The organism is Umezawaea sp. Da 62-37, assembly GCF_032460545.1.
Lineage (GTDB): Bacteria > Actinomycetota > Actinomycetes > Mycobacteriales > Pseudonocardiaceae > Umezawaea.
This window is the reverse complement of the sequence record NZ_CP135965.1, coordinates 1579015-1603730: the sequence shown is the minus strand read 5'-3', so window position 1 is coordinate 1603730 and position 24716 is coordinate 1579015. Positions and strand designations below refer to the sequence as shown.

At 72.3% G+C, this 24716-nt stretch carries 24 protein-coding genes; 20 read left to right on the top strand and 4 right to left on the bottom strand.

Going from position 1 to position 24716, the window contains the following annotated elements; all coding sequences use genetic code 11:
- Positions 1-4: 4 nt before the first annotated feature.
- On the bottom strand, positions 5-874 hold the full coding sequence (locus RM788_RS06775; protein WP_315930656.1) for a hypothetical protein: 870 nt from the start codon (positions 872-874) through the stop codon (positions 5-7).
- Here RM788_RS06775 and RM788_RS06770 point away from each other — a divergent pair.
- Genes RM788_RS06770 through RM788_RS06705 form a run of 14 tightly spaced genes read left to right on the top strand, consistent with a single transcriptional unit; the run spans position 873 to position 16261 of the window.
- Positions 873-2405, top strand: a complete 1533-nt coding sequence (locus tag RM788_RS06770; RefSeq protein WP_315930655.1) for a phage tail sheath family protein — start codon at positions 873-875, stop codon at positions 2403-2405. The two genes, RM788_RS06775 and RM788_RS06770, sit on opposite strands and share 2 nt — an antisense overlap.
- 7 nt (positions 2406-2412) lie before the next feature.
- Positions 2413-2874, top strand: coding sequence for a phage tail protein (locus tag RM788_RS06765; RefSeq protein ID WP_315930654.1), 462 nt, complete (start codon positions 2413-2415; stop codon positions 2872-2874).
- A 26-nt stretch (positions 2875-2900) separates the two neighbouring features.
- Positions 2901-3269 carry a phage tail assembly protein gene (locus tag RM788_RS06760; RefSeq protein ID WP_315934990.1) on the top strand — a complete coding sequence of 123 codons (369 nt, stop codon included), beginning with the start codon at positions 2901-2903 and terminating at the stop codon, positions 3267-3269.
- The gene (locus tag RM788_RS06755) at positions 3266-3427 is read left to right on the top strand and encodes a DUF6760 family protein (RefSeq protein ID WP_315934989.1); all 162 of its coding nucleotides are present in this window, start codon (positions 3266-3268) and stop codon (positions 3425-3427) included. The genes RM788_RS06760 and RM788_RS06755 overlap by 4 nt, the downstream gene beginning before the upstream one ends.
- A gap of 24 nt (positions 3428-3451) precedes the next feature.
- On the top strand, positions 3452-6139 hold the full coding sequence (locus RM788_RS06750) for an eCIS core domain-containing protein (protein WP_315930653.1): 2688 nt from the start codon (positions 3452-3454) through the stop codon (positions 6137-6139).
- Positions 6140-6149: 10 nt separating this feature from the next.
- Positions 6150-6623, top strand: a complete 474-nt coding sequence (locus RM788_RS06745; protein ID WP_315930652.1) for a phage tail protein — start codon at positions 6150-6152, stop codon at positions 6621-6623.
- A gap of 37 nt (positions 6624-6660) precedes the next feature.
- Positions 6661-7149, top strand: a complete 489-nt coding sequence (locus RM788_RS06740) for a phage tail protein (protein WP_315930651.1) — start codon at positions 6661-6663, stop codon at positions 7147-7149.
- Between the two features lie 12 nt (positions 7150-7161).
- Positions 7162-8010, top strand: coding sequence for a CIS tube protein (locus tag RM788_RS06735; RefSeq protein WP_315930650.1), 849 nt, complete (start codon positions 7162-7164; stop codon positions 8008-8010).
- The gene (locus RM788_RS06730) at positions 8010-9980 is read left to right on the top strand and encodes a phage baseplate assembly protein V (protein WP_315930649.1); all 1971 of its coding nucleotides are present in this window, start codon (positions 8010-8012) and stop codon (positions 9978-9980) included. The genes RM788_RS06735 and RM788_RS06730 overlap by 1 nt, the downstream gene beginning before the upstream one ends.
- Positions 9981-9990: 10 nt before the next feature.
- Positions 9991-10410: a GPW/gp25 family protein gene (locus tag RM788_RS06725; RefSeq protein ID WP_315930648.1), complete on the top strand. Its 420-nt coding sequence runs from the start codon at positions 9991-9993 to the stop codon at positions 10408-10410.
- A 12-nt stretch (positions 10411-10422) separates the two neighbouring features.
- A complete protein-coding gene (locus tag RM788_RS06720) occupies positions 10423-12369 on the top strand; it encodes a putative baseplate assembly protein (RefSeq protein WP_315930647.1) in 1947 nt (648 codons plus the stop codon).
- The gene (locus RM788_RS06715; RefSeq protein WP_315930646.1) at positions 12369-12917 is read left to right on the top strand and encodes a phage tail protein I; all 549 of its coding nucleotides are present in this window, start codon (positions 12369-12371) and stop codon (positions 12915-12917) included. Before RM788_RS06720 ends, RM788_RS06715 begins: the two co-directional genes overlap by 1 nt.
- On the top strand, positions 12901-14850 hold the full coding sequence (locus tag RM788_RS06710) for a zinc ribbon domain-containing protein (RefSeq protein ID WP_315930645.1): 1950 nt from the start codon (positions 12901-12903) through the stop codon (positions 14848-14850). The genes RM788_RS06715 and RM788_RS06710 overlap by 17 nt, the downstream gene beginning before the upstream one ends.
- 31 nt (positions 14851-14881) lie before the next feature.
- Positions 14882-16261, top strand: coding sequence for a COG1470 family protein (locus RM788_RS06705; RefSeq protein WP_315930644.1), 1380 nt, complete (start codon positions 14882-14884; stop codon positions 16259-16261).
- Between the two features lie 17 nt (positions 16262-16278).
- Here RM788_RS06705 and RM788_RS06700 read toward each other — a convergent pair whose 3' ends face one another.
- Positions 16279-16638 (bottom strand): hypothetical protein, encoded by a 360-nt coding sequence (locus RM788_RS06700; protein ID WP_315930643.1) that lies wholly within the window; start codon positions 16636-16638, stop codon positions 16279-16281.
- 152 nt (positions 16639-16790) lie between these two features.
- Between RM788_RS06700 and RM788_RS06695 the strand changes: the two genes are divergently transcribed.
- Positions 16791-17873 carry a hypothetical protein gene (locus tag RM788_RS06695; protein WP_315930642.1) on the top strand — a complete coding sequence of 361 codons (1083 nt, stop codon included), beginning with the start codon at positions 16791-16793 and terminating at the stop codon, positions 17871-17873.
- Here the strand turns inward: RM788_RS06695 and RM788_RS06690 are convergent, their stop codons facing one another.
- On the bottom strand, positions 17874-18464 hold the full coding sequence (locus RM788_RS06690) for a hypothetical protein (RefSeq protein ID WP_315930641.1): 591 nt from the start codon (positions 18462-18464) through the stop codon (positions 17874-17876).
- A 251-nt stretch (positions 18465-18715) separates the two neighbouring features.
- On the opposite strand from RM788_RS06690, the gene RM788_RS06685 reads away from it, so the two are divergent.
- Both RM788_RS06685 and RM788_RS06680 read left to right on the top strand, forming a co-directional pair.
- Positions 18716-20980 carry a hypothetical protein gene (locus RM788_RS06685; protein WP_315930640.1) on the top strand — a complete coding sequence of 755 codons (2265 nt, stop codon included), beginning with the start codon at positions 18716-18718 and terminating at the stop codon, positions 20978-20980.
- Positions 20981-20983: 3 nt separating this feature from the next.
- Entirely contained in the window at positions 20984-21427 is a 444-nt protein-coding gene (locus RM788_RS06680; RefSeq protein WP_315930639.1) for a contractile injection system spike tip protein, read from the top strand.
- Positions 21428-21429: 2 nt separating this feature from the next.
- Here RM788_RS06680 and RM788_RS06675 read toward each other — a convergent pair whose 3' ends face one another.
- Complete coding sequence (locus tag RM788_RS06675) at positions 21430-22431, bottom strand: PAS domain-containing protein (protein ID WP_315930638.1); 1002 nt, start codon at positions 22429-22431, stop codon at positions 21430-21432.
- Positions 22432-22663: 232 nt separating this feature from the next.
- Here RM788_RS06675 and RM788_RS06670 point away from each other — a divergent pair, with 232 nt between their 5' ends.
- From RM788_RS06670 to RM788_RS06660, 3 genes are read left to right on the top strand one after another with little or no spacing between them, the layout of a single operon-like run.
- The gene (locus RM788_RS06670) at positions 22664-23308 is read left to right on the top strand and encodes a response regulator (protein WP_315930637.1); all 645 of its coding nucleotides are present in this window, start codon (positions 22664-22666) and stop codon (positions 23306-23308) included.
- On the top strand, positions 23292-24278 hold the full coding sequence (locus tag RM788_RS06665) for a sensor histidine kinase (RefSeq protein ID WP_315930636.1): 987 nt from the start codon (positions 23292-23294) through the stop codon (positions 24276-24278). The genes RM788_RS06670 and RM788_RS06665 overlap by 17 nt, the downstream gene beginning before the upstream one ends.
- Positions 24269-24478: a sensor histidine kinase gene (locus RM788_RS06660; protein ID WP_315930635.1), complete on the top strand. Its 210-nt coding sequence runs from the start codon at positions 24269-24271 to the stop codon at positions 24476-24478. Before RM788_RS06665 ends, RM788_RS06660 begins: the two co-directional genes overlap by 10 nt.
- Positions 24479-24716: the final 238 nt, after the last annotated feature.

Genomic DNA, 24716 nt, shown 5'->3' with positions numbered 1-24716 from the left:
AGCGTCACGCTCCTCGTGGTTCGGAGGGCCGCACGGCCCGTTCTCGGACGGTGACCCTCGACCACCGGCGGGGTCCGCCGGGAGCGGTGTCGTCCACATCGGACTCCGCGTCGGCGAACACCTGCGTCGCGTCGAGCCTGAGTTCCTCGACCGGCGTCGGGAGCGTCGTGACCACCGGGGGCAGCACCGGGGCCACGACCTCCAGCAGGAGCACGTCGTCCACCTCGTCCCCGGCGGCGGGAGCGGTGACCGAGATGGGGACGCCGAGCCCGGTCGCGGCCATGGCCGGGGTCAGCACGTCGGCGGGGATGCTGTCGTGGGCCAGGCACACCAGCAGCACCTCGTCGAGCAGGGCGTGCGCGGTGAGCACGTCGGCCGCGCACCCGCGCACCCGGTAGACCAGCCGGAACCGGCGCACCGGCGGCTGGCGCCCGACGACCCGGCCGTCGTCGCCGCGGACCTCGGTCCACAGGTCGCCGGAACGGCCCGCGTCGGCGGGGCGCACCGACCGCAGCGACAGGTGCACGGCCGGACCCGCCGCCACGTGCACGTCGGCCGGTGACGGCGGGTCGAGCACCACGCGGGCGGTGGCCACCGCGCGGCCGAGCAGCGCCAGCAGCGCGTCATCCACGTCTCGGATCACGTGGTCGAGCCTCCGGCGTGCCGACCGCGGGCACGTCGGGCGGCTGCGCATCCCCTCGTGCAGCGCCGTTGCCCGATCGCGCAGCCGGACGGCCACCCGGCGGGCGTCCGGCGGGTCCTGCCCGTGCGGGCAGCCCGGTTGCCCGTCCCGGTGGATCTCCCGCGCACCGGGGCCGGGCGCCCCCGGTGTGAGGCTTCGACCCGTCAGAAGTGACTGGACAGGAGGGACCATGCCTACTTACCTCGCACCCGGCGTGTACGTGGAGGAGGTCTCGTCAGGGTCGAAACCCATCGAGGGCGTGGGCACCTCGGTGTGCGCGTTCGTCGGCTTCGCCGAGAAGGGCCCCCTGAACGAGCCGTTGCTCATCACGAACTGGAGCCAGTTCACCCAGACCTTCGGGGACTTCATCCCCGGCTCCTACCTCGCCCCGGCCGTGTACGGGTACTTCCTCAACGGGGGCGGCACCGCGTACGTCGTGCGGATCGGCAGCGACGACCCGGAGCAGGCCCCGCCACCCAGGGCGGAGATCCCCGCGGTCGACGCCAACGGCAAGCCCGCCTTCACCGTGCGCGCCGTCGCCGCGGGCCCGGAGGGCGACCAGCTCGCCGTCGAGGTCGTCGAGCCGTCCGAGCCCGCCGAGGACGTGTTCAAGCTCGTGGTCAAGCGCGGCGGCGACGTCGTCGAGACCTTCGACAACGTGACCCTCAAGCGCGGCAACAACAACGTGTCCACGGTGGTGAAGCAGCGCTCGAAGCTGATCACCGTGGAGGACGCGAAGCAGGCGGGCGCGCTGGCCGTGCCGACGCGCAACGAGCTGGTCCCGCTGGTGGGGACGCTCGCGGCGCAGACCAGGGCCGTCGAGGCGTCCGACTACGTCGGCAGCTCGTCGGACCGCACGGGGTTCGCCGGGCTCGAGGCGATCGACGAGATCACCATGCTCTGCGTGCCCGACCTGATGATGAGCTACCAGCAGGGCGGCATCGACCTGGAGGGCGTCAAGGCCGTCCAGCTGGCGATGATCGCGCACTGCGAGCTGATGGCCGACCGGCTGGCGGTCCTGGACACCCCGCCTGGCCTCAACGTCCAGCAGGTCAAGGACTGGCGGATGAACATCGCCGGGTACGACTCGAAGTTCGCCGCGATGTACTGGCCGTGGGTCAAGGTCATGGACACCGTGAGCGGCAAGCCCGTGTTCATCCCGCCGTCCGGTCACGTGGCCGGGATCTGGGCCCGCAACGACGCCACCAGGGGTGTGCACAAGGCCCCCGCCAACGAGGTCGTGCGCGGGGCGGTCGCGCTGGAGCTGGGCATCAGCCGGGTGGAGCAGGAGCAGCTGAACCCGGTGGCGGTGAACTGCCTGCGCGCGTTCCCCGGCCAGGGCATCCGGGTCTGGGGCGCGCGGACGCTGTCCAGCGACCCGGAATGGCGCTACATCAACGTCCGCAGGCTCTTCAACTTCGTCGAGGAGTCGATCCTGCAGGGCACCAACTGGGTCGTGTTCGAACCCAACGACCCCAAGCTGTGGGACTCGGTGAAGCGCACGATCACCATGTTCCTGCGCGGGGTCTGGCGCGACGGGGCCCTGTACGGGCGGACGCCCGGCGACTCGTTCTTCGTCAAGTGCGACGAGGAGAACAACCCGCCGGAGAGCCGGGACCAGGGAATCCTGAGCGTCGAGGTGGGCATCGCCCCCGTCAAGCCCGCGGAGTTCGTCGTCTTCCGCATCTCGCAGTACTCGGACGGCTCGGCACTGGAGGAGTGAGCGGACCATGACCGCAGGACTGGGACCACAGCAGAGCCAGGACGCGCTCACCGCGGCCAGGTTCTCGATCACCATCGACGGCTACGAGATCGCCTCGTTCTCGGAGCTGTCCGGCATCACCACCGAGGTGGAGCCGGTCGACTACATGGCCTCGTCCGACCGGGAGATCAGCTTCAAGAAGCTGCCCGGCAAGGCGAAGCCGCCGACCGTCGTGCTCAAGCGGGGCAAAACCATGGGCATGGAGCTCTGGAGCTGGCACCAGGCGGTGCTGATGGGCAACCTCGTCGCGGCGCGCAAGAGCTGCTCGCTGGTCATGTACAACTTCGACGGCAAGCCGGTCGCCCGGTACTACCTGGAGAACGCGTGGCCCTCCAAGCTGGAGATCGGCGCGTTGCGGGCGGGCAGCAGCGAGGTGCTGATGGAGACCGTGACCATCGTGTGCGAGCACCTCCAGCGGGTGGCGCCGTGAGCGCGCCCGCGGACACCCGCAACGGGATGCGGACGGAATACCCGTTCACGCTGCCCCGCGGCTACGTCGACGAGACCGGCCGGGTGCACCGCGAGGGCGTCATGCGCCTGGCGACCGCTCGCGACGAGCTGGCCCCGCAGACCGATCCGAGGGTGCGGCAGAACCCCGCCTACCTCACGGTGCTGCTGCTGGAGCGGACCGTCACGTCGCTGGGGTCGCTCACCGAGGTCGACCCCTACGTCGTCGAGGGCCTGTTCGCCTCCGACCTGGCGTTCCTCCAGGACCTCTACCGGCGGGTCAACCAGGAGGGGCGCACCGAGGTCGAGGTCGGCTGCCCGTCCTGCGGCCAGCAGTTCGCGGTGGACATCGGCGGTGGTGCGTCGGGGGGATCCTGACGTACGCGGCCGACCGCTTGTGGGAGGAGGTCGCGTACGTCGCCTACTACTTCCACTGGCCCCTCGACACGATCCTCGATCTGGAGCACGCGCAGCGGGACCGGGTCATTGGGGAGATCAACCGGATCCACACGACCATCAACAGCTCGGTCTACTGAGGACAGTCCACTCGGGAGGAAGACATGGCACGACCGTGGTGGCGGCGGGAGCCGCGGCACGACCAGCCCGTCGGGCCCCCGGTCGACGTTACCGAGGTCGTCCCCGCCGCCGGACGGCCCTCGCACTGGGCGACGGCGGGCGGGCTGCGGCCGACGGTGTCGCCGCGGCCGCCGCTGGTGGGCGTGCCGCTGGGGACGGCTCCCGAACTCACCACCACGCGGGCGGTCCTCGCCCGCCCGGTGCACTTCGACCACCCGGTCGTGCCGCCGGTGGGCCTGGTCCGCAACCTCGCCGCGGCGAGGGCGGAGCAGGCAGCGGACGGTCCGGCGGCCTTCCGGCCCGAGCCCGGCCCGTCGGACCGCTCCGCGGAGCCCACCGCCCCGCCGGCGCCACCGGAACGGCCGGTGGTGGCGGTCTCCGCACCCGCCACCCCACCGGTCACGCTGGTGCACGCCGTGGACTCCTACGTGGGCCAGGCCAGGGAACCGGCCGTGCCCTTCACCGCTCCCGCCTGGCTGCGCGCCGCCCCGCCACCCGAGCCGGAACCCTTCCAGACCGCGCCGCCGTCCTTCCTCGCCGCGGCGCACCGGGTGGAACCCGCCCCGGTGAGCAGGCGCCGCAACCTCGGGCAGAGCAGGCGGGTCGGGCTCGGCAAGCCCGAACTGCGGCACCCCGGCGAGCAGCCCCCGTCACCGCGCCACGACCCGGTGGGCGACGGCGACGAGGAGCCCGACCGGGACCAGCTGTGGATCGCCCCGTCACCACCGCCCGACCCGCCGACGCCTGCCGCCGACCGGCGGCGCACGGGCGAAGGACTCGCCCACCCCCGGCCGCCCCAGCCGATCGACCAGGACGCGCTGATCCGCGAGGTGGCCGCGGCCATCCCCGTGCCCCCGCCACCGGACCCGGTGCCCGACGACGTCGTGGCGCACTTCCGCGAGGTGCACGGCGCCGACGTGTCGGGCACGCCGGTGCACCGCGGGCCGGACGTCGGCGCGCAGGCCGGGAACCTCGGCGCACGGGCGTTCACCGCGGGCGAGCAGGTGTACCTGCCGCGGGAGGCGGGTCCGCTCACCTCCGTGCCCGCCAAGGCGCTGCTGGCGCACGAGTTGACGCACGTGGTGCAGCAGCGGTCCAGGGCCGTGCCCGGCGCCGACACCGACGAGGGCCGGGCGATGGAGAACCAGGCGCGGCTGACCGAGCGCCACTTCGGCGGCGACACCCCGCTGGTGCACCCGAAACCGCCGGTGGTCACCGAGATCCGGGAAGTGGTCGCCCAGTCGGCTCCGGACGTGCCGTCACCGGCGGACTACGTCGACCGGATCGCGGACGAGCTGGTGCGGCGCGGACTCGCGCGCCGGGAGAACGGGTCGCTGGTGTTCGGCACCCCGCTTCCCGAGCCGGTCGCCGCGGGCGCCGTGCAGCTGGCCGAGGACCTGACCTTCGTCCAGGCGCGCAAGGAGATCCAGGACCTCGTCGCCGACATGGAGCCGCATCTCGACGACAAGTCCGCGCTGCTGTCGGAGGACCAGACCGAGGTGTTCGCCAAGTTCCTGGTGGACAACCCGGACCTGCTGCCGCTCGACGTGGACTTCGGCCACGAGCCCGAGGTGGTGCACGGGTTCGACGAGCTGATGGGCCGGTACAACCTGCAGAACCGGGAGCACGTGATCAGGCCCGGCCAGTGGAACGAGCTGGTCCACCACATCGTCTCGACGGGCAGGCCCGGTCTCTTCGGCCACGGGTCGGAGGACGACGGCGAGCGGTCCGAGCGCGAACGGGAGGAGCGCAAGCTCCGCGGGTACGGCGGACTCGCCCGCGAGGTCGGACTCGGCCTTGCGGAGAACTTCGGCGGCCTGCTCGGGATGCGGTTCTCCCGCAAGGCCGAGCGCGAGTACCTGGGCCTGGAGGAGGAGCGCGAAGAGCCCGACACCCCGACGCGGACAGGGGGGAGTGGTGGTGCCGGGCCGGGTTCGTCCCGCGCCGTGCCGTCGTTCGGCGTCGGTGCGTCGGGAAGGGGGACGGCGAAGGCACCGGACAAGGCGGCGGGTGACCGGGCCGCGGCACCGGCGACCGCACCGAGTGGGTCGACGCCCGCGTCCGCGTCCGCCGTCACCGGTACCTCCGCCCCTGCCGCCGGTGCCGCCTCGACGGCGGCCGCGGGCACCGGGTCGTGGGTGCGCGCCTCCCCGACGAAGGCGACGCCCGCCGCGACCACCCCGGCCGCACCGCAACCGACCACGGCCAGGGCACCGGTCCCGCCGAAGCTCACCAAGGCCCAGGAGGACGAGGCGTTCGCCCGCGAGCAGCGCGAGGAGCGCAAACTCCGCGACTACGGCTCGCTCGGACGTGAGGTCGGGCTTGGCTTCGCGGAGAACTTCGGCGGGTTGTTCGGGATGCGGTTCGACCGCGCCACCGAACGCGAGGTGCTCCGACTCCCACCGGAGGTCGAACAACCGTTGCCGGGCAGGGACGAACCGGCCGACGTCACCGCGATCAAGGCCGCCCTGCTCGACGACCCGGTGCTGGGCAAGGTCGTGCGCACGGGACCCGAGCGCGGCAACGCCGACTCCGGGCGGCCGCAGATCGACCCGGCGGACATCGACCTGGACGAGCTGGTGAAGAAGATCGCCCCGCTCATCATGGTGCGCCTGCGCAAGGAACTGAGGACAGGCCGCGAACGGGCCAACGCCCGCGCGGACCGGATCTAGGAGAGGTGACATGGCAATCGCATCGGCCGACGGCCAACTGCTGGGCATGGCCAACAGGTTCATGCTCGAGATCGACGAAGGCACCTACAACCTCGGCAGCTGGTCGAAGGTCACCGGCCTCGACGTGACGTGGGACATCGCCGAGTACCGGTCCGGCGACGGCTGGAACCACCGCTGGTACCAGCCGGGCAACACCAAGTACACCCCGCTCACGCTGGAGCGCGCGGCCTGCGCGGACTCCAAGACCGTGCAGGCGTGGCTGAACGCCACGGCCAAGACGCCCAAGGTCTACACGGGCAGCGTCATCCTGTACGACGCCAACGCGCGCGAGGTCATGCGCTGGGACCTCAACAACGTGCTGCCCAACAAGTGGAGCGTCTCCGGCTTCGAGGCGGGCACGAGCAAGATCGCCCTGGAGACCCTCCAGATCAACCACCTCGGGTTCCTCACCGACGAGCAGACGCTGGGCGGTGCGGCGTCCTGACCCCGCCACCGGAACCGATCCCATCCAGGAGGCAGTCGTGCTTCAGCAGTTCACCCCCGACACGAAGACCGGATCGGGCACCGGCCCCTCCATGGGCATGGCGATGCGGTTCCAGGTGGTCGTCGACGAGGTCATCAACCTCGGCGGCTGGCGCAGTTGCAAGGGCCTGTCCGTGGAGTTCGACGTCGACTGGGTCGGCATGGTCGGCGGCCACTACGACTACCAGCGCCCGCTGCCCACGCAGCTCAAGTACGGGGCCATCAAGCTCGAACGGGTCGTCACCGCGAAGGACTCGCCCCGCGTGCAGGCGTGGCTGCGGGACATGGTCGACGTGTGGATGAACGGCGACGGCAGCTACACCGGGTCCCAGGTGGACATCGCGCTCTACGACCCGTCGGCCGCGAAGGTGGCGGAGTGGACGCTCGTCAACGCCTACCCGAAGTCCTGGCGGGGCCCCGATCTCGACGCGAAGTCCGGCGACTTCGCGATCGAGGCCCTGGAACTCATCCACGAGGGATTCCTGTGAGGAGGGCACGGCATGGCCGATGACGGCAAGCACTCCGAGGGGTTCGAGGCGTTCGGCGAGGGCGCCCAGGCGATGCTGACGAGCCTGGACCCGGTGATGCCGGGGATCGTCGTGTTCGACTTCAACCCGAAGACCATCAAGATGAGCCGGACCGTAGACTTCCGCTCCCGCGGCACGTCGACGACCAAGGGCGGCAAACCGGCCGGGGCGACCGGCAGCCAGTTCAAGAAGAGCGACGCGGGCACCATCACCATCTCGGACATCTACTTCACCGGCATGGACACCAAGCCCCGCTGCGACACCCTGCTCGGGTGGGCCTCGCCCAGCGGCGGCGGCGGCCAGGCCATGCAGGTGCTCGGCGGCGCCGCCAACGTGGCCCGCCGCAAGGGGAAGCTCTCCGGGTCCGGCAAGCGGGCCTCGGCCAGCGACCGCGTCAAGAAGCTCGGCGTGGTCAGCGAGGACATGAGCAGCCGCATACCGATGCTCTCCTTCTCGTGGGGACCGCCGATGGCCGCGTTCCTCTACACGGTGATGCTCCAGTCCGTCACGGTGGACTACGTCCGGTTCACCAGCCTCGGCATCCCGGTCCGGGCCAAGGTCAACCTCACCCTCAAGGAACAGCCCAACTTCATCGACTCGTTCCCCACCAACCCGACGTCCGGCGGTCCGGCGGGCCGGGGCGGGCACATGATCACGGCGGGGGAGAGCCTCCAGTCCGTCGCGACGGAGCGCTACGGCAGTCCCGGCGCCTGGCGGGCGCTCGCCGACGCCAACGGCATCGACGACCCGTTGCGCGTGCGGCCCGGTGACGTCGTCTACCTGCCGCACGACCAGGAGATGCGCGAGAGGAGGTGGCGGTGATGCCCGACCTCGCCAAGCTCGCGAAGGCCGTCGGCAGCGCGGGCAACGACATCAGCGACGACGCCCTCACCGTGCGGGCGCGGGTCACCGTCGGCGGGAAGTCGTTGCCCGACACCGTGGAAGCCGTGCTCGTCCGAGTCGTGGTCGACTGCGACCAGCGGCTGCCGGACATGTTCGAACTGACCTTCCTCGACGAGACCTTCACCGTCCTGGAGGACGCCGGACTCGACGTCGGCGCCGAGGTGGAGATCGCCGACGGCAAGGACGGCGAGCTGCTCGTGGTCGGCGAGGTCACCGCCGTGGAGGCCGAGTGCGTCGAGACCATCGTCTACAGCACCGCCCGCGGGTACGACCGCTCGCACCGAATGCAGGGCGTGCGGCGCAACCGCACCTGGCTCAACCAGTCCGACACGCTGATCGCGAAGGCCATCGCCGAGGACGCGGGGCTGCGGATCGGTGTCCTCGACCAGTCCGGCACCACCCACGAGCACCTCGGCCAGATCGGCCAGACCGACTGGGAGTTCCTCCAGCACCGGGCGGCCGAGATCGGGTTCGAGGCGTCCGCGTCGCGGGGCGAGTTCTCCTTCCGCGACATCTCGGGAGCGGGCGGCGTCGCCCGGCCGCGCGCGGGGTTCAAGCTCAAGAAGGGCGACGAGGTCGAGGCGACGTTCAAGGAGGACCTGGTGGAGTTCCACCCCTCCGTGTCGGGAACGGGGCTGCCCAAGTCGTTCGACGCGCACGTCTGGGACAGCGACGCGGCGCGGGTGGTGATCGGCCGGTCGGGTGTGCGCACCGACAGCGTCGACCTGGAGGGGGCGGATCCCGTCTCGCTGGCCAAGGAGTTGGCCGGATCGCCGGTGAAGCTGCCGAAGGGGAAACCGACCCTCGCGGCGGCGAGGCTGCCCGGACCGCCCAAGGTTGGCGACGACAGAGGGACCTACGTGGTGTCGGGCCTTCCCGTGGCGCACGGCCCGCAGGCCCAGCGCCTGGCCGACCGGATCGCCGCCGCGGCGGCCGCGCAGGTGACCAGCGGGTTCGCCGAGGCGACCGGTGTCGTCGTGGGCAACCCCGAGCTGCGGCCGGGGGTGCGGCTGCTGGTGCGCAAGGTGGCCAAGGTGTTCTCCGGTGCCTGGACGATCACCAACGCGCGGCACGTCTTCGACGAGTCCGACGGCGGCTACTACACCCACTTCACCGCGAGCGGGCGGCAGGACCGGTCGTTGTACGGCCTGGTCAGCGGGGCCGGTCGCGGTTTCGGCACGAAGATCGAGGGCGTGGTCTGCGGTGTCGTGCAGGCACTCGACCCCGACAACCGGGGAAGGGTGAAGGTCCGCCTGCCCTGGTTGGCGGAGGACTTCGTCACGGACTGGGCGCGCACCGTCCACACCGGACTCGGCGGGAACGCGGGTCTGCACTTCCTGCCGGTGGTCGGCGACGAGGTGCTGGTCGCCTTCGAGCAGGGCGACCCGCGTCGACCGTACGTGCTGGGCGGTGTCCGCAACGAGAAGAGCCCCGCCCTGCCGGGGTCGGCGCCTGCCGTCGTGCGCCGCGGCAGCGAGGAAGTGGTGGTGGAACGGGGGATCTACACGCCCTCCGGCGCCCACCTCGTGTTCCAGGACGAGGTCTCGTCGACCATGAAGGGCCCGCCGAAGCAGGCGCTCGTGCGGCTGGGCGGAAACGCCGACCAGGTCTCCCTCGTGCTGGACCAGCGCAGGGGCACCGTCGAGCTCAAGTCCGATCCCGTCAAGAGCGACAGCACCGCGGCCGCGGGCCTGGTGTGGATCAGCTGCGGGCCCAACGGGACCGTCGACATCACCACCACCGGCGCCACCGCGCGGGTCAACGTCGACGCGGGCACCGGCGGCGTCACCGTCCACGGATCGGACGTGACGCTCAAGGGGGACAAGAGCGTGAAGATCGAGAGCGGCGGCCCGGTGACGATCAAGGGCCTGAAGATCGACCTGAACTGAGGAGGGCGGCATGGTGGAATCGGTGGTCGACCAGTTCATCGGGCGCGGGTGGGCGTTCCCGCTCGGCGTCGGCGCGACGGGCGGCATCTCGATGGCGGCGGGGCAGGACGACCTCGTCCAGGCCATGCAGCTCATCCTGTCGACCTACCCCGGCGAACGCCCGATGCGGCCCGACTTCGGCTGCCCCCTGCGCGACTACGTGTTCCAGAGCGTGAACGTCGAACTCGCCGCGGGCCTGGTCGACGTCGTGCGCACCGCGTTGCGGCGGTGGGAGCCCAGGGTCGACGTCGACCGCGTCGACGTCCGCCCGGACCCGGACGACGAGACGCTCGTCTTCATCGACGTCCAGTACTCGCCCAAGGGCACCAACGACCAGCGCAACCTCGTCTTCCCCTTCTACAGCATCCCCGACGACGGCACCGACTACTGAGGGACGACGACCATGACACTTCCGGTGCCCAACCTGGACGACCGGCGCTTCCAGGACCTGGTGGACGACGCCAAGCGGCTCGTCATGCGCCGCTGTCCGGAGTGGACGGACCACAACGTGTCCGATCCCGGCGTGACGCTCATCGAGACGTTCGCGTTCATGACCGACCAGCTGCTCTACCGCCTCAACCGGGTGCCGGACCGGCTCTACGTCAAGTTCCTCGAACTCATCGGCCTGAGCCTGCTGCCCCCGGTGCCCGCCAGGGCCCCCGTCACGTTCTGGACCTCCGCCCCCGTCGCCGTCCCGCTCGTCGTCGAGGCGGGCACCCAGATCGGCACCGCGCGGACCGAGACCGAGGAACCGGTGCTGTTCTGCACGTCCGACCGGCTGGTCGTGGTGCCGTGCAAGCTGGACGGGCTGCTGACCGGCCGGTCCGACGGGCCGCTGGAGGAGTGGTTCGAGCGGTTCCGGCAGGGCACCGCGTTCGACTGCTTCGGCGTGGAGCCGCGGCCGGGTGACGTGCTGCTGATCGGGCTGGACGAGGCGGCGCCCCGGTGCGCGGTCCAGATCGAGGTCGACTGCCACGTCGAGGGCATCGGCGTGGACCCCGACAACCCGCCGCTGGTGTGGGAGGCCTGGACCGGCGAGGACTGGCGGGAGTGCGAACTGTCGCTGGACGAGACCGGCGGCCTCAACCGGCCCGGCGTGGTGATCCTGCACGTGCCCGACGGGCACGAGGTGTCGGTGCTGGAGGGCGAGCGCGCGGCGTGGCTGCGGGCCAGGGTGGTCGAACCCGGACAGGGCAGCACCGGCTACAGCGCGTCGCCCAACATCCGCGGACTGGGGGTGTGCACGGTGGGGGGCACCGTGCAGGCCGTGCACGCGGACGTGGTCGAGGGGGAGGTGCTCGGCGAGTCGGAGGGGTCGGCGGGGCAGCGGTTCACCGCGGAGCGCAGCCCGGTGATGGAGCCGCTGGACCCGCCGATGGTGCAGGTCAGCAGCGAGGAGGGCTGGGAGGACTGGCAGCGGGTCGAGCACTTCGCCGCGAGCGGCCCCGAGGACCCGCACTACGTCCTCGACGCGGTCAACGGCGTGGTCCAGTTCGGGCCCGCGGTGCGCAACCCCGACGGGACGCTGCGCCACCACGGCGCCGTCCCCGAGCAGGGGGCCACGATCCGGATCCGCCAGTACCTCACCGGCGGCGGCGCGGGCGGCAACGTCGGGCAGGGCGCGATCTGCATGCTGCGCTCCACGCTGCCGCACGTGACGCGGGTGGAGAACCGCAGGCCCGCACAGGGCGGCGTCGACGGGGAATCCCTCGACGAGGCGAAGCTGCGCGGCCCCATCACGCTGCGCACCCGCAGCCGCGCGGTCACCGCCGAGGACCACGAGGTGATCACCCGCCAGGCCGCGCCGGAGATCGCGCGCGTGCGGTGCCTGCCGGTGAGCACCCCCGGCGGGTCTGAGGTCGTCAAGGTCCTCGTCGTCCCGGCGGCGAACCAGGCGGGCGGGCGGATCCGGTTCGAGGACCTCCTGCCGCACGAGGACACGCTGCGCAAGATCGCCGAACGGCTGGACGAGGTCCGCATGGTCGGGTCCCGCGTGCTCATCGAACCGCCGCTGTACCGGGGGGTCACCGTGGTGGCGCGGGTGGTGGCGCGGCGGGGCGCGCGTGCCGACCGGGTCGACGACGAGGCGCTGGCCGCGCTGCACGCCTTCCTCAACCCCCTCACCGGTGGGCCGGACGGTCGCGGCTGGCCGTTCGGGCGCGCGGTCCACGAGGGCGAGGTCTACAGCGTCCTGCAACGCGTGCGCGGGGTCGAGATGGTCGAGCAGGTCCGCCTCTTCGGGGCGAACCCGCTCACCGGTGAACGCGGCCAGGCCACCGGCCGCATCGAACTCGACCCGACCAGCCTCGTCTTCTCCTACGAGCACCAGGTGAGAGTGGAGCAGAACTGATGAGGGGCGTCGTCGCGGGACTGTCCACGCCGCACCCGATCGGCGCGATGCTGCCGGGGGTGTACCAGGAGGACGACTTCACCATGCGCTTCACCAGCGGCCTGGACGACGTGCTGGCGCCGGTGCTGCTGGTGCTCGACTGCCTCGAGTCCTACATCGACCCGCTGCTCGCGCCACCGGACTTCCTGGACTGGCTGGCGCGGTGGGTCGGGGTCGACCCGGACGAGGACTGGCCGGACGACCGGCGGCGCGCGGCGATCGCGGAAGCGGTCGCGCTGCACTCCTCCCGCGGCACGGCGGGCGGGTTGCGCGACCACCTGGGCGTGGCCACGGGCGGGATCGCCGAGGTCGTGGACTCCGGTGGCGTCACGTGGTCGACCGGGCCCACCGGCCAACCGGAGACCCACGAGCCCAGCGTGCACGTGCGCGTCGGGGTGCGACGGCGGACCGATTCCCTCGTCCGCTCGCTCGAAGCACTGCTCGTGTCGGCGAAACCCGCTTACGTGCGGCACACCCTGGAGGTGGTGGAACATGATCGTCTGTCGTAAGTGCGGCTTCAAGAACGTCACCGACGACACCTTCTGCGGGTCCTGCGGGACCTTCCTGGAGTGGACCGGCGAGAAGGTGGAGCGCAAGGTCGCCCCCGCCATCGCCGAGGAGGTCGAGGCGGAGGTCGCCAAGCCCCGCAAGGGCTTGATGGCCAAGTTGCAGGACATCATCTACAGCGACGTCGGGGACCGTGATCCCGTGGAGCGGGCCGCGAAGCCCGGTCTCGGGGGCGGCGGTGGGCTGGGAGGAGCCGCCCGACCGGGAGGACTGCCGTCCCCGCCCGGTGGAGGCGGTCTGCCCAAACCGTCGGGACTCGGCGGCGGTCTGCCCGGCGCTCCGCCCGGTGGCGGACTGCCGAAGCCGCCCGGCCTCGGGGGGCTGCCCAAACCGTCGGGACTCGGCGGCGGTCTGCCCGGCGCTCCGCCCGGTGGCGGACTGCCGAAGCCGCCCGGCCTCGGGGGGCTGCCCAAGCCACCGGGACTCGGTGGACTGCCCAAGCCGCCCGGTCTCGGCGGGCTGCCGAAACCGCCGGGACTCGGCGGGCTGCCCGCGCCGTCGGGGCTCGGTGGACTGCCGAAGCCCCCTGGGCTCGGCGATTCGCCCGCGTTCGGCGCTCCTCCGAGGCCACCCGGTCTCAGCGGCCTCTCCAGGCCGCCGTTGCCCCCGAAGCCGCCTTCCGACGAGGACGACGACGAGGACTTCGACCCGCCGAGAACGGCGGGATCGCCCAGCGCCCTCGTGCCGGCGGGTGCGGGCGGGGCGCCGAAGCTCCCCCCGCCTCCCGGCCTCGGTGGCCTGGCCGGACCGCCCGGCGCCCTTGGCAAGGGGAAGGGCGACGACGACCTGGACGACGACCTCGACGACTTGGACGACGACGAGGACGACCTGGACGACGACTTCGACGACGACTTCGATGACGAGGACGACGACGAGGACGAGGACGACCCCGTCCCGGCGAAACCCGCCCCGCCGCGGACGGATCCGTCGGCGCTCGTCGCTCCGCTGTCCGCACCCGCCGCGGCTCTGAGCACCGTCGCGCCGGCGACCCGGAGCGCGGTGCTGTCGGCGTCGACCGCAGGCCTTCCCGAGGCCGTCGCACCGCAGGCGTCGAAGAAGAAGACCAGGACCATCACCAAGACGGCGCCGAGCCGTCGTTTCGAAGAGGGCGACCTGGTCTGCGGGGAGTGCGGCGAGGGCAACCCGCCCACGCGCAAGTTCTGCAGCCGGTGCGGCACGTCGCTGAGCACCGCCGAGATCGTCAAGCTGGCCTGGTGGCGGCGGATCTTCCGCTCCCGCAAGCGCAACCGCGTGCTGGACGCGGGCAAGCGCCCCGGCCGCGACGGGGTGAAGGCCAGGAAGGGGTTCTCCTTCCGCGCGGCGTTCGTGGCGGTGCGCCGGGTCGTCGTCGTCGCGCTGGTGCTGGCGACCGTGGCCTACGGGTTCATCCCCCAGTTCCGCACGGAGGTCGACCGGAGGGCCGTCGCGGGCAAGCAGGCCGCGGTCGGCTGGTTCACGCCGACCTACGACCCGATCCGGCCGATCGCGGTGTCCGCGACGAGCGAACTGGAGGGCTCACCCGCCCTGTCGGTGAGCGACGGCGCCACGAACACGGCCTGGGCCGCCGAGGCCACGGCCCCCGATCCCGCCCTCGTGATGACGTTCGACCGCCCGGTCGACTTCGTGCGCGCGATCGTCCACAACGGACAGGAGAACGACTTCGCCACCGAGGACCGGGCCCGTCTGGTGCACATCGTCTACTCGACCGGGAAGACCGAGGACGTGACCCTGAAGGACGCTCCGGACGCCCAGGAGGTCGAGCTCAAGGAGGGCAAGGGCGCGACGTCGGTGGAGCTGCACGTGCAGCAGCTCTACCCGGCCGTCCGCGGGACCAAGGTGGTCATCAGCGAGATCGAGCTGTTCGTCAAGCGCTGAGCCGCCGCAGTACACCAGGAGAGGTGCAGCAATGGGAGCTTCGACCCTCCTGCCCGCCGAGCAGGTCGCGGTGGAGCCAGGGCAGACCGAGACCTGCGAGGTGCAGGTCCGCAACACCGGGCAGGTCGTGGACAGGTTCGTCCTCGACGTCGTCGGCGACGCCACGTCGTGGGTGACCGTCGAGCCCTCGACGCTCAACCTGTTCCCCGGCGAGACCAAGACCGCGACGGTGACCTTCGCGCCGCCCCGGTCACCGGACGTCCTGGCGGGGGAGGTGGGCTACGCGATCCGCGTCATGTCCTCCGAGGACGTCGAGGGGTCGTCCGTCGAGGAGGGCACGATCGAGGTCCTCGAGTACACCGAGGTGGCCGCGGAGCTGTTGCCGCGCACCTCCCGCGGCTCCCGGCGCGGCAAGCAGCAGGTGGCCGTCGACAACAAGGGCAACCGCGACGTCGCGGTGACCGTGCGCGTGTTCGACCCGGACGACCAGCTCGTCGGCGGCACGAAGACGCCGACGGTCGTGACCGCGCCGGGCACCGCGACGCTGGTGAAGCTGCGCGTCAAGCCGCGCAAGAGCTTCCTGCGCGGCCCGACGAAGACGTTGCCCTACCAGGTCGAGGTCGTCCCCGAGCGCGGCGAGCAGGTCGTCGTGGACAGCGCGATGGTGCAGGACCAGATCCTGCCCAAGTGGCTGCCCGCGGCGATGGCCCTCGCGGCGGCGGCGGTGGTCGCGCTGGTCGTGCTGTGGTTCTCCGTGTTCAAGCCCGTGGTGTCGTCCACCGCCCGGCAGGTCGCGCAGCAGGAGAACGCCAGTCTGTCCTCGCAGGTGTCGGAGGCGAAGCAGGAGGCGGCGGAGGCCAAGCAGCAGGTGGAGGCCGTGACGAACCCGGACGGCAACGCGCAGGGCACCCAGCCCGGCGCGGGCAGCGGGCAGGACGGCTCGTCGGACGGGGACGCGCAGGCCGGCTCCGACGGCGACGCCGCGACCGACGGCAACGGCGACGCGAACGGGAACAGCAGCAGCAGTCCCAGCACGTCCGGTTCCAACGCCCCCAACGCGTCCAGTTCCAGTGGCGGCTCCTCGGCGCGCGACTTCCGCATCCAGGTCGACTCGGCGCCGGGGGCGGTCGGCACCTACACGACCAACTCCTACACCTCACCCGACGGCAAGACGCTCCTCATCACCGACCTGATCCTGGAGAACCCCTCCGGGGACAAGGGACTGCTCCAGATCCGGCGGGGCACGACCGTGCTGTTCTCCTTCGGGCTGGAGAACTTCCGCGATCTCGACTACCACTTCGTCAAACCGATCGAGTTCAAGGCGGGGTCGCCGGTGGTGGTCGCGGTCAGCTGCCAGAACACCGGCACCCGCTGCTCGCCCGCCGCGTACTTCTCCGGTTCGGCGGGCTGACCGGGTGGTGCGGGTCCTCAGCCGAGGACCCGCACCACCACCCGCCCCGTGCCCTCGGTCCACAGCTCGTACATGCAGCGGTCGACCGGGTGCAGCATCTCCTCGTCGTAGTAGCCGAAGCCGGAGAAGCCGAGCCACCTGTGCTCCCCGGAGCGGCGCGGGATCCGCACCCTGGCGAACCCGCCCAGCAGCTCCTGCTCGGTGACGGCGTCGAACACCCTGACGAAGCAGGTCAACCGCTCGGTGAACGGCTCGGGGACGAAGCAGAAGTCCACCCGGCCGGTCTCGAAGAAGACGACGTCGCGCACCCGCTCCGGGACCACGACGTCGAACTCCTGCAAGAGGATGCCGCACTGCTGGCTCCGCATGATGTCCATGCCCCATCCACACATCCCGCGAGGGCGCGGTGGGGTCCGATCGGGGTACCCCGAAGGGCAGCCGTCGCGCGCCTCCGGTTTCCCCCGAAGCGGACCGCCGTCCCATGGTGCCGCCCCACACTCGTGTTCGGCCCAGCACCCGCGGAGCGATCATGGCGTACATGGACGAGGACGACCACGACGACGTGCGCGGCACGCCGACCGACCGGATCGCCGAACACCTGCACCCGCAAGGGAATCCGTTGTGGCGCGGGCTCTTCCTGCGGTGGACCGACGAGCACGGGGTGCGCCCGGACGTCGAGCGCGCGGAGACCCTGCTGGAGGTGCTGGCCGGGGCGACCAGCCCGCGCGAGCTGGTCGTGCGGCTGGAGACCGTCGAGCAGGCGCCGTGGGACGACACCGGCGTGTTCGTGGAAACGGCGGAGAGCCTGCCCGAACCGGGCCTGCTCGCCATGGTGCGGGCCCACCGCGAGGACAGCACGGACCTGGCCGACGCGCTGGCGGGCGACGACCGCCTCCAGCAGGCGTGGGAGCAGGTCCTCGCACTGCGGGCGAACTCCTACCTCGCCGAGATCCGGAAGATCTTCCTCGCCGCGCTGGACACCTGGAAGCAGGAGGACACCGAACGGCGCAGGGCGAGGGCGCGCAAGGCGGTGCCGGACCTGCTGGGGCTGATGCGCGTCTCGGTCCGGGCGGCCGGCGTCGCCTGGGAGTTCACCTCGCAGACCGGCGACGTGCTGACCGCGCTGGAGGCCCTCGGCGGTCTCGAGGTCGACCGGGGCAAGCTCATCAGGTTGGCGCGCAAAGCCTCCGGCGAGTCCACCGGGAGCGCGACCCACACCCTGGCCAGGGCGTTCGGCATGGCGGTGCGGCTCAGCGCGACCCCCGGCGCGGACCTCTACCAGCTGGAGTGGAAGGTGACGGAGCAGAACCTGCTCGAGCCCAACCGGCGCGTGCTCGACCAGCTCGGCCAGGAGGGTGCGGTCTGCTACTACGCGCAACTCGACGACGCGGTGCTGCTGTCGTTGGGGGACCAGGACACCGCGCCCTTCCTCCGGCTGCTGCAAGGGGCCGCGGTGTCGGCCGGCGGGGTGTCCGCGGGCAGTTCCCTCGGAGAGGTCGAGAACAAGGGCGGGGTGCTCCGCGTCGCGGCGGTGCACCGGGGTTACAAGCGCAAGTTCATCAAGGCCGTCCGGGCGGCCGGGTGGAGGCGCGACATCAGGTTCAGCGGATGATCACGCGACGAAGTGGACCGGCTTGCCGCTGATCCGGCCGAGCGCACCGGTGAACGCGGACTGGTAGGCGGGGTCCACCGGCTTCACCCGCAGCTGCGCGAACCCGTTGCGGGACGCGCGGGTCACCAGTCCCCCGTGGGGGTTCTCGACCTGGTCCTCCGACCACGCGAGGAGCTGCACCAGGCCCGCCAGCGGGACCCACTCGGGGTCGCCGAAGTCGGACACCAGCACGACGGCCTCGCGGAACTGCCGGTACCTGCACGTGTCCCCCTTGTCCCGCAACGTGTCCAGCACGGCGCGGTTGTGCCCGTCCACGACGTCGGCGGTCGCCTCGGCCGAAAGGATGAACGTGCGGCGCGAGGCGCCGTCCTCGTCGTCGCACACCGCGGAGAACCGGACCGAGCCGTGGTCGCTGATGGCTACCTCCGCCGAGTCGCCGGGTTCGGGGGTCTCCGAGCGCAGTTGCTCGACCACGCCGGGAGCCCAGTCGAAGTCGAGTTGCCGCAGGAGGCCGACCGCGTAGCCGACGTCGCCGGGCGGTGACGCGAAGCCGCCGCCGTCGTGCACCAGGTGCCAGTAGAAGGTCTCCACGGTCCCACCTCTCGCTCGCGCACGGGGTCCGCGCCATCGTCGGCGCTCGGGGACGCCGAGCGGTCGGACGCGCGTGCAGCCCGGCGGGCCTACCGCGCCGCCCGATCGGGCACGGCCCCGTGCCGCGCGGGGGAGTTGCCCGATCGGGCGGCGCGGGTGCGCGACCGGGTGCGCCGACCGTCCGCCGAGCGGGTGCGCCCGGTCCCAAGCTGGGTGGTGCCACCGCCGGACGCGGGACCAGGAGGTTCGTCATGCCCGAGAGGGGCGCAGCGCCGGAGATGAGCCTCGACTGGCTCCCTCCCGGTTTCGATCTGGGGTTCCTGCTGCGCGAGTCGCGGCCCACGAGCCTGCACGACCTCGTGCGCAAGGAGAACCGGCAGTGGCGGGTGCTGTTCGACCACTGGCTGGGCAGGCGGGACGAGGCCGGGCGCGGCGTTTTCCGGTCGGTCGCGAACGGCTACGACGCGAGCGGGTGGCGGAAGGTCCGTCGCGCGCTCGGCGACGAGGGGCCGTGGCGCGACCTGGTCGGCCGGTTCCGCACCGACTGCCTGGCCCTGCGGCACGAGCTCAAGGAGCGGCGGGCGGAGGTGGCGCGGGCGAATCCGGGGCTTTCCGCGGAGCGGGCCGGTCGACGCGCGGCCCGCGAGCGGGGGGCGGCCGTCGACGTGGAGCGCGCTTCCCGACTGCCGCTGGACGACGTGCGCGGGCTGGTCCGGCTGGAGGCGCTCGTGATCAGCCGGACCCGCGAGGTCAAGCCGGAGCTGGCGCGGACGCGCGAGGTGTTCGGCGCCGCGACCGGTTGGGAGGAGGAAGAGCGCCTCAAGGCGCTGCGGGTGTTCGACAACCACCACACCGCGATGCTCACGGCCGAGGGCGAGTTGCGCCGGGCCACCGCGGCGCTGCGCGCGCTCGACCCGGCCCGGCGCTCCGGCCAGGGACCCGCCGTGCGCGTGCCGGACGACTGGCGCGCCGACCTCGGCCCGGCGTGGACCGGGTACCTCAACGCCTGGGCCGACCTGATGGGGGCGTCCACCGGCCTGGCGGAGGTCTACCTCGCCTGGGCCCGCAAGGACACCGCCGGGAAGGTCTCGGAGAACTTCGCCGCGGTGCACCCGGTGGCCAACGGGTGCCTGCTGGCCGTGCACACGCTGCTGCTGTCGCTGCGGGTGTGCCTGGTCGCCGCGGAACTCGCCTCCCTGCCGCTGACCGCGGGCATCGGCGCCGAGGTCGTGGGCATCGTCAACTCGGCGATGGGCATGGCCGCCGAGTTCGCCGACAAGCTCACCAGGTCCGCGCTGTCGGCCAGGTCGGCCCGCGACGACGCCGTGGTGCGCGAGCACCTCGGCCGCGGCTACGGCACGCGGGAGGACGACCCGGACGCGCTGGAACCCGAGGGCGGACCCGGCGCCGGGGCGCACACCGTCGGAGCGCTCGCTGGCGCCATTCCCAGGATCGCCGAGACGACGGGCCGCAGCGCGCTGCACCTGGCCACGTCCACCAGCCAGAAGGCCGTGATCGCCAGGTCGATGCCCCTCGTCGGGGAGGTGCTCACCGCCGCGGGCCTGGTCGTGAGGTGGCACGACCAGCTGTTCCCCGACCAGCTGCTCAGGACCGACACCGACGGCCGGGCCCGGCTGCTGGCCGCGTTCGACCACGCCAACAGCGGGTTGCGCGAGCAGCAGGTCTTCGTGGACGCCGTCACGGTGCACGACGTACTCCCCGACGGCGCTTTCCGGGTGTCCTTCGGCGAGCGCGCCGGTGTCCTGCGCGACGGCAGGTTCAGTCCCGACGATCCCCTGGAACGGTTGCGCGCGGTCGTGGCGGCATGGCGGCGCAACAGCCCTCCGCTGCCCACGGTGGCGGTCGAGTCGGCCGGGGTGCGCTACGACCTGCTGCTGGCCGGTGCACTCGCCACGTGGGACGAGGTGCACCAGCTCCTGTCCGGCGACGACGGCGCGACGTTCTCCTTCGACGCCTACGCCATGCCGTACCGCGCGGGCGAGGACGGGGAGGCGGAGGTCGTGCGGGTCGAGGTGGCGGTGCAGCCCGACGGGGGGCACCGCGTGGTGGTGACCCCGGTCGAGCCGGACGCCGAGGAGTTCGCCGGGTTGGACGGCGTCCCGATCGACGCCAGCGCGCTGGACCGGACCACGTGGGAGGCGATGCTCGGCGACGGGGGCGTCCTCGACCAGATCAGGTTCGAACTGCTGGCCGAAGGCGCGGCAGGGGTGGAGCACCGGCTGCTGCCGGTGGTCGACGGCGTGGTGGCGGTGTGCCGGGGCGAGGTCCACCTGGCGAACCACCAGGTGCCCTACCGGCTGCCGCTCGGCCACGTGGTCACCCCGCTCGACCTGACCGACGACCAGTGGGCGGCGCTGCGCGCCCGGCTCCGCACGGACGAGGCCGAGCGGATCGTCGCCGAGACCGCCGGTGGGCGCTACGAGCTGTTCGCGACCACGACCGAGGAGGCTTTCGTGCTCGTCAACGACTCGCAGGACTGGTCGACGGAGGTGTGAGGCATGGCCGGAGTGAACGACACCGCGGTGCGCACGGGTGATTTCCTGCGGGTCACGATCCCGCCGCCCGCCCTCGTGCCGCTGCTTCAGGCGCCCGGTGTGCTGCGCGGCAGCGGCCTGCGGATCGGGGTCCTGGGCAAGCCCGTGTGCCTGGAGGGCGACGAGCTGCCCGACGCCTTCCGCGCGGTCATGCCCTACACCGCGCCGCCGTTCGTGACACCGGGGACCGGGCGCCTCCAGATCACGCTGCTGCCCACCAACAAGTCCCTGCGCACCCGGTCCGGCGGCCGCTCGATCCTGCTCAGGGGAACGGTGTTCACCGCGCTGTTCCAGGTCGTCTCGCCCGCCATGCAGCCGACACCCGTCGGGCCGATCCCGGACCCGGTGCTGGTCAAACCGGGCACCGCCCAGTTCGTCACCGACAACGCCACCGTCAGGCTCGGGTGAGGTCAGCCGGAGCGGCCGCGCAGACCGGCGGTGACCCTGGGCGGCCACGAAGACGGGTCCAGCACCCCGGCGGCGTACGCGCGGGAGATCAGCTCCACCCTCGTCAGCGCCTTCAGCCGGTGGCGCAGCCTGCGGATGTGGTAGTCGAGGCCCTGCCGCGACAGGTGCATCCTGGTGGCGATGGTCGCGTTGTCCACCCCGAGCGCGAGCATCTCGAGGAGCCGGGCCTCCTGGTCCGACAGGGTGGTCGCACCGGGGCCGGACGCGGCGGTCAACGGCTGGAGCGCGAGCACGTGGGTCAGCCCGTCGGGCTCCTTCGTGGTGCTCGCCACCGCCGGGCGCACCGAACCGTCTGGCAGGCGCACGCCCACCGGGATCCGGGTGGCGACCGGGGCGCGGTCGCCCGGCCGGAGCAGCGCGCGCACGCCCTCCGGCCCGAGCAGGTCGTGCAGCGGGACGTCGGTCGCCGACTCCGGGGTGCGCCCGACCAGCGCCGCGAACGCCGGGTTCACCTCCCTGAGCACACCGCTGGTCGCGAGCACGGCGAGCGCCACCCCGCTGCGCTCGAACAACGACGTGTGCCTCGCCTGGTGGCGGCGCACCTCGTCGCGCGTCCGGTGCAGCTCGGTGACGTCGGTGTAGATGCCGCCGACGCCCGTGCGGTCGTCGGGCAGCGGGACGCGGAACCGGTGGCCCGTCGCCTCACCGGTGCCGTCGCGGCGGGTCAGCGGCAGCGTGTGCCGCAGCGCGGTACCCGTGCGCAGCACGTCCCGATCCGATTCCAGGTACACGGTCGCGAGCAGCGGGGGGTCGAACGCGAACACGTCCCGCCCCACCATCGAGCGCGGGTCCTCGACCCCGTACAGGTCCGCGTAGGACTGGTTGACCCACAGGTAGACACCGGCGTCGTCGCGCAGGAACGCCGCCGCGGGCGAGTGCTCGAGGAACACGCCCAGCACCTCGGCGGTCATCACGTCCCGGCCGTGCACACCGACTCCCTCCACCCGCGGATCCCGTCCGGCCAGCGTTCCGGTCCGCCGCGGTCGGTGCCACCACCGGAAGGGCATTCCACGACAGGTGCCGATCCCCCCGATCGGTCGGGCTGATCGGACAGTCCGATCGGCCAACCACCATGTGGGACGTTGCCCGATCGTCTTCGCGGCAGCGCACCGCGCCGCGGACCACCCGGTGTCCGCCGACCGCCGCGGTGCTGTCGAACCGGGTCGGAGGAGAGAAGTGGGCAGCAACCGGATCATGCAGGTGGTCGTCGTCGAGGACCACCCCATCTACCGCGATGGGCTGGTTCGGGCGCTGGGCTGGAGCCACGACGTGCAGGTGGTCGCGCAGGCGGCGACCGGCCGCGACGGGCTGGAGGCCGCCAGGGAGTTCGCGCCGTGCACGATGATCGCCGACTACAACCTGCCCGACCTGACCGGGGTGCAGGTCGCGGCGGCCATCAACCGCGACGGGATCGACTGCCGGGTGCTGATCATCTCGGCGGTGCTCGACGGCGCGGCGGTCTACCGCGCGCTGGAGGCGGGCGCGGCGGGGTACATCGGCAAGGACGCCAACAGCGAGGAGATCCTGGACGCCGTGCTGCGGGTGAGCGCGGGGCAGACGGTCCTGCCCCCGGCGGTGGCGGGCGGGGTCGCGAACCAGATCAGGCTCCGGGCGGGCACGAGGGGACCGATGCTCAACGACCGCGAGCGCGAGATCCTGCGCTCGTTCGCCGAGGGGCTCAGCATCCCCCAGGTCGCGAGGAACCTCTTCCTGAGCAACAGCACCATCAAGGCCCACGCGCAGAAGCTCTACGAGAAGCTGGGGGTGTCCGACCGGGCGGCCGCCGTGGCGGAGGCGATGCGCCGTGGTCTCCTCGAGTAGCCCGCGCCGGGTGGGCCGGGGGATCGAGGGCGCCGCGTGGAGCAGGGTCGTCGTCCTGCTCCCGATGGCGGTGAGCGTGCTCGTCGCGGAAGCCGGGTACCGGACGCCGTTCCTGCTGGCGCTGCTGGGTTACGCGGTGTGGACGACCGGCTGGCTGTGGTGGGTGCGCGGTGGTTCGGCGGTGCCGTCGTGGCACGCGCACCTGACGGCGGCGGCGGACGTCGGGGCCATCACGGTGCTGTCGCTGTTCTCCGGGGGGCCGAGCAGCGAGGTCGGGTACGCCTACGTGCTGCTGCCGTTCGCGGCGATCCCGTCCTACCGCCCCCGGCTCACCGCGGCGCTCGGCGGCGTGTCGGCGCTGGCGTACCTGTTCCTGCTGCTCGTCCCGTTGCGACCCACCGACATCGGCAACCTGGACCCGGCCCGCGGCGCCCCCTACGACATCCTGCGGGCTTTCGGGTTCGCGGGCTACCTCCTGTGGTTCGGCGTGGTGTGCACGGTGCTCACCTCGGTGCTGGCGCACCGCGGCGCCCGCATCGCGACCCTGTTGAAGGTGCAGGAGCAGCTGGTGACCGACGTCATCAGCGCGGAGGAGCGGGAACGCGCCGCGCTCGCCGACGCGCTGCACGACAGCGCGGTGCAGAACCTCATGGCGGCCAAGCTGGAGCTGTCCGCGCCGACCGCGGACCCCGAGCTGTCCGGCCGCCTGGAACCCCTCCTCGCCGCCACCATCGGCGAACTGCGCCAAGCGGTCTTCGACCTGCACCCCAGGGTGCTCAGCGACCTCGGCGTCGCCGCCGCGCTGGAGACCCTGTGCCGAGGGAGCGGTGAGCGCGGCGGGTTCCGCGTCGAGTTCCGCAGCGATCTCGAACGCCGGTACCGGCTGGAGCCGATGCTCTACTCGGTGGCGCGGGAACTGCTGTCCAACGCGGTGCGCCACTCGGGGCGCGGGTCGTGCGGGTGGAGCTGACCGAGCGCGGCGGTCGGCTCGAACTGGGCGTCGTCGACGACGGTGTCGGGTTCGACGAGGCCGTCCTGGGCGTGAGGGTCGCCGAGGGCCACGTCGGCATCGCCAGCCACCGGTTGCGCGTGGAGTGCGCGGGGGGCGCGTTCCACCTCACCACGTCGCCGGGGGCGGGCACGTCGGTCCGCGTGCTGCTGCCCGCGTGACGTCCTCGCCGCCCGGCGGGCTGCCCGATCGGGAGCGCGCGGGGTGGGGACGGGGACGAGGCTGGATCCGCGGCGGGCGCTGGGGAGCGCCCCGCCAGGGCGGCGGTGTTCGCCCGAACGCGTGGACCGGCACGGGCCCTCCGTGCCGGTCCACGCGGCGCTCGACCGAAGCCGTGGTCACCTGATCCGGTGGTGGATCCCTGATTCCCCCACCGGAAGGGAGCCGCGGGGCCCCTGC

Excerpts from the sequence above, each read along its gene's own strand:
- RM788_RS06770 (WP_315930655.1), top strand. The coding sequence starts at position 873 with ATGCCTACTTACCTCGCACCCGGCGTGTACGTGGAGGAGGTCTCGTCA.
- RM788_RS06775 (WP_315930656.1), bottom strand. The coding sequence starts at position 874 with ATGGTCCCTCCTGTCCAGTCACTTCTGACGGGTCGAAGCCTCACACCG.
- RM788_RS06765 (WP_315930654.1), top strand. The coding sequence starts at position 2,413 with ATGACCGCAGGACTGGGACCACAGCAGAGCCAGGACGCGCTCACCGCG.
- RM788_RS06760 (WP_315934990.1), top strand. The coding sequence starts at position 2,901 with ATGCGGACGGAATACCCGTTCACGCTGCCCCGCGGCTACGTCGACGAG.
- RM788_RS06750 (WP_315930653.1), top strand. The coding sequence starts at position 3,452 with ATGGCACGACCGTGGTGGCGGCGGGAGCCGCGGCACGACCAGCCCGTC.
- RM788_RS06745 (WP_315930652.1), top strand. The coding sequence starts at position 6,150 with ATGGCAATCGCATCGGCCGACGGCCAACTGCTGGGCATGGCCAACAGG.
- RM788_RS06735 (WP_315930650.1), top strand. The coding sequence starts at position 7,162 with ATGGCCGATGACGGCAAGCACTCCGAGGGGTTCGAGGCGTTCGGCGAG.
- RM788_RS06730 (WP_315930649.1), top strand. The coding sequence starts at position 8,010 with ATGCCCGACCTCGCCAAGCTCGCGAAGGCCGTCGGCAGCGCGGGCAAC.
- RM788_RS06725 (WP_315930648.1), top strand. The coding sequence starts at position 9,991 with ATGGTGGAATCGGTGGTCGACCAGTTCATCGGGCGCGGGTGGGCGTTC.
- RM788_RS06720 (WP_315930647.1), top strand. The coding sequence starts at position 10,423 with ATGACACTTCCGGTGCCCAACCTGGACGACCGGCGCTTCCAGGACCTG.
- RM788_RS06715 (WP_315930646.1), top strand. The coding sequence starts at position 12,369 with ATGAGGGGCGTCGTCGCGGGACTGTCCACGCCGCACCCGATCGGCGCG.
- RM788_RS06710 (WP_315930645.1), top strand. The coding sequence starts at position 12,901 with ATGATCGTCTGTCGTAAGTGCGGCTTCAAGAACGTCACCGACGACACC.
- RM788_RS06705 (WP_315930644.1), top strand. The coding sequence starts at position 14,882 with ATGGGAGCTTCGACCCTCCTGCCCGCCGAGCAGGTCGCGGTGGAGCCA.
- RM788_RS06700 (WP_315930643.1), bottom strand. The coding sequence starts at position 16,638 with ATGGACATCATGCGGAGCCAGCAGTGCGGCATCCTCTTGCAGGAGTTC.
- RM788_RS06695 (WP_315930642.1), top strand. The coding sequence starts at position 16,791 with ATGGCGTACATGGACGAGGACGACCACGACGACGTGCGCGGCACGCCG.
- RM788_RS06685 (WP_315930640.1), top strand. The coding sequence starts at position 18,716 with ATGCCCGAGAGGGGCGCAGCGCCGGAGATGAGCCTCGACTGGCTCCCT.
- RM788_RS06680 (WP_315930639.1), top strand. The coding sequence starts at position 20,984 with ATGGCCGGAGTGAACGACACCGCGGTGCGCACGGGTGATTTCCTGCGG.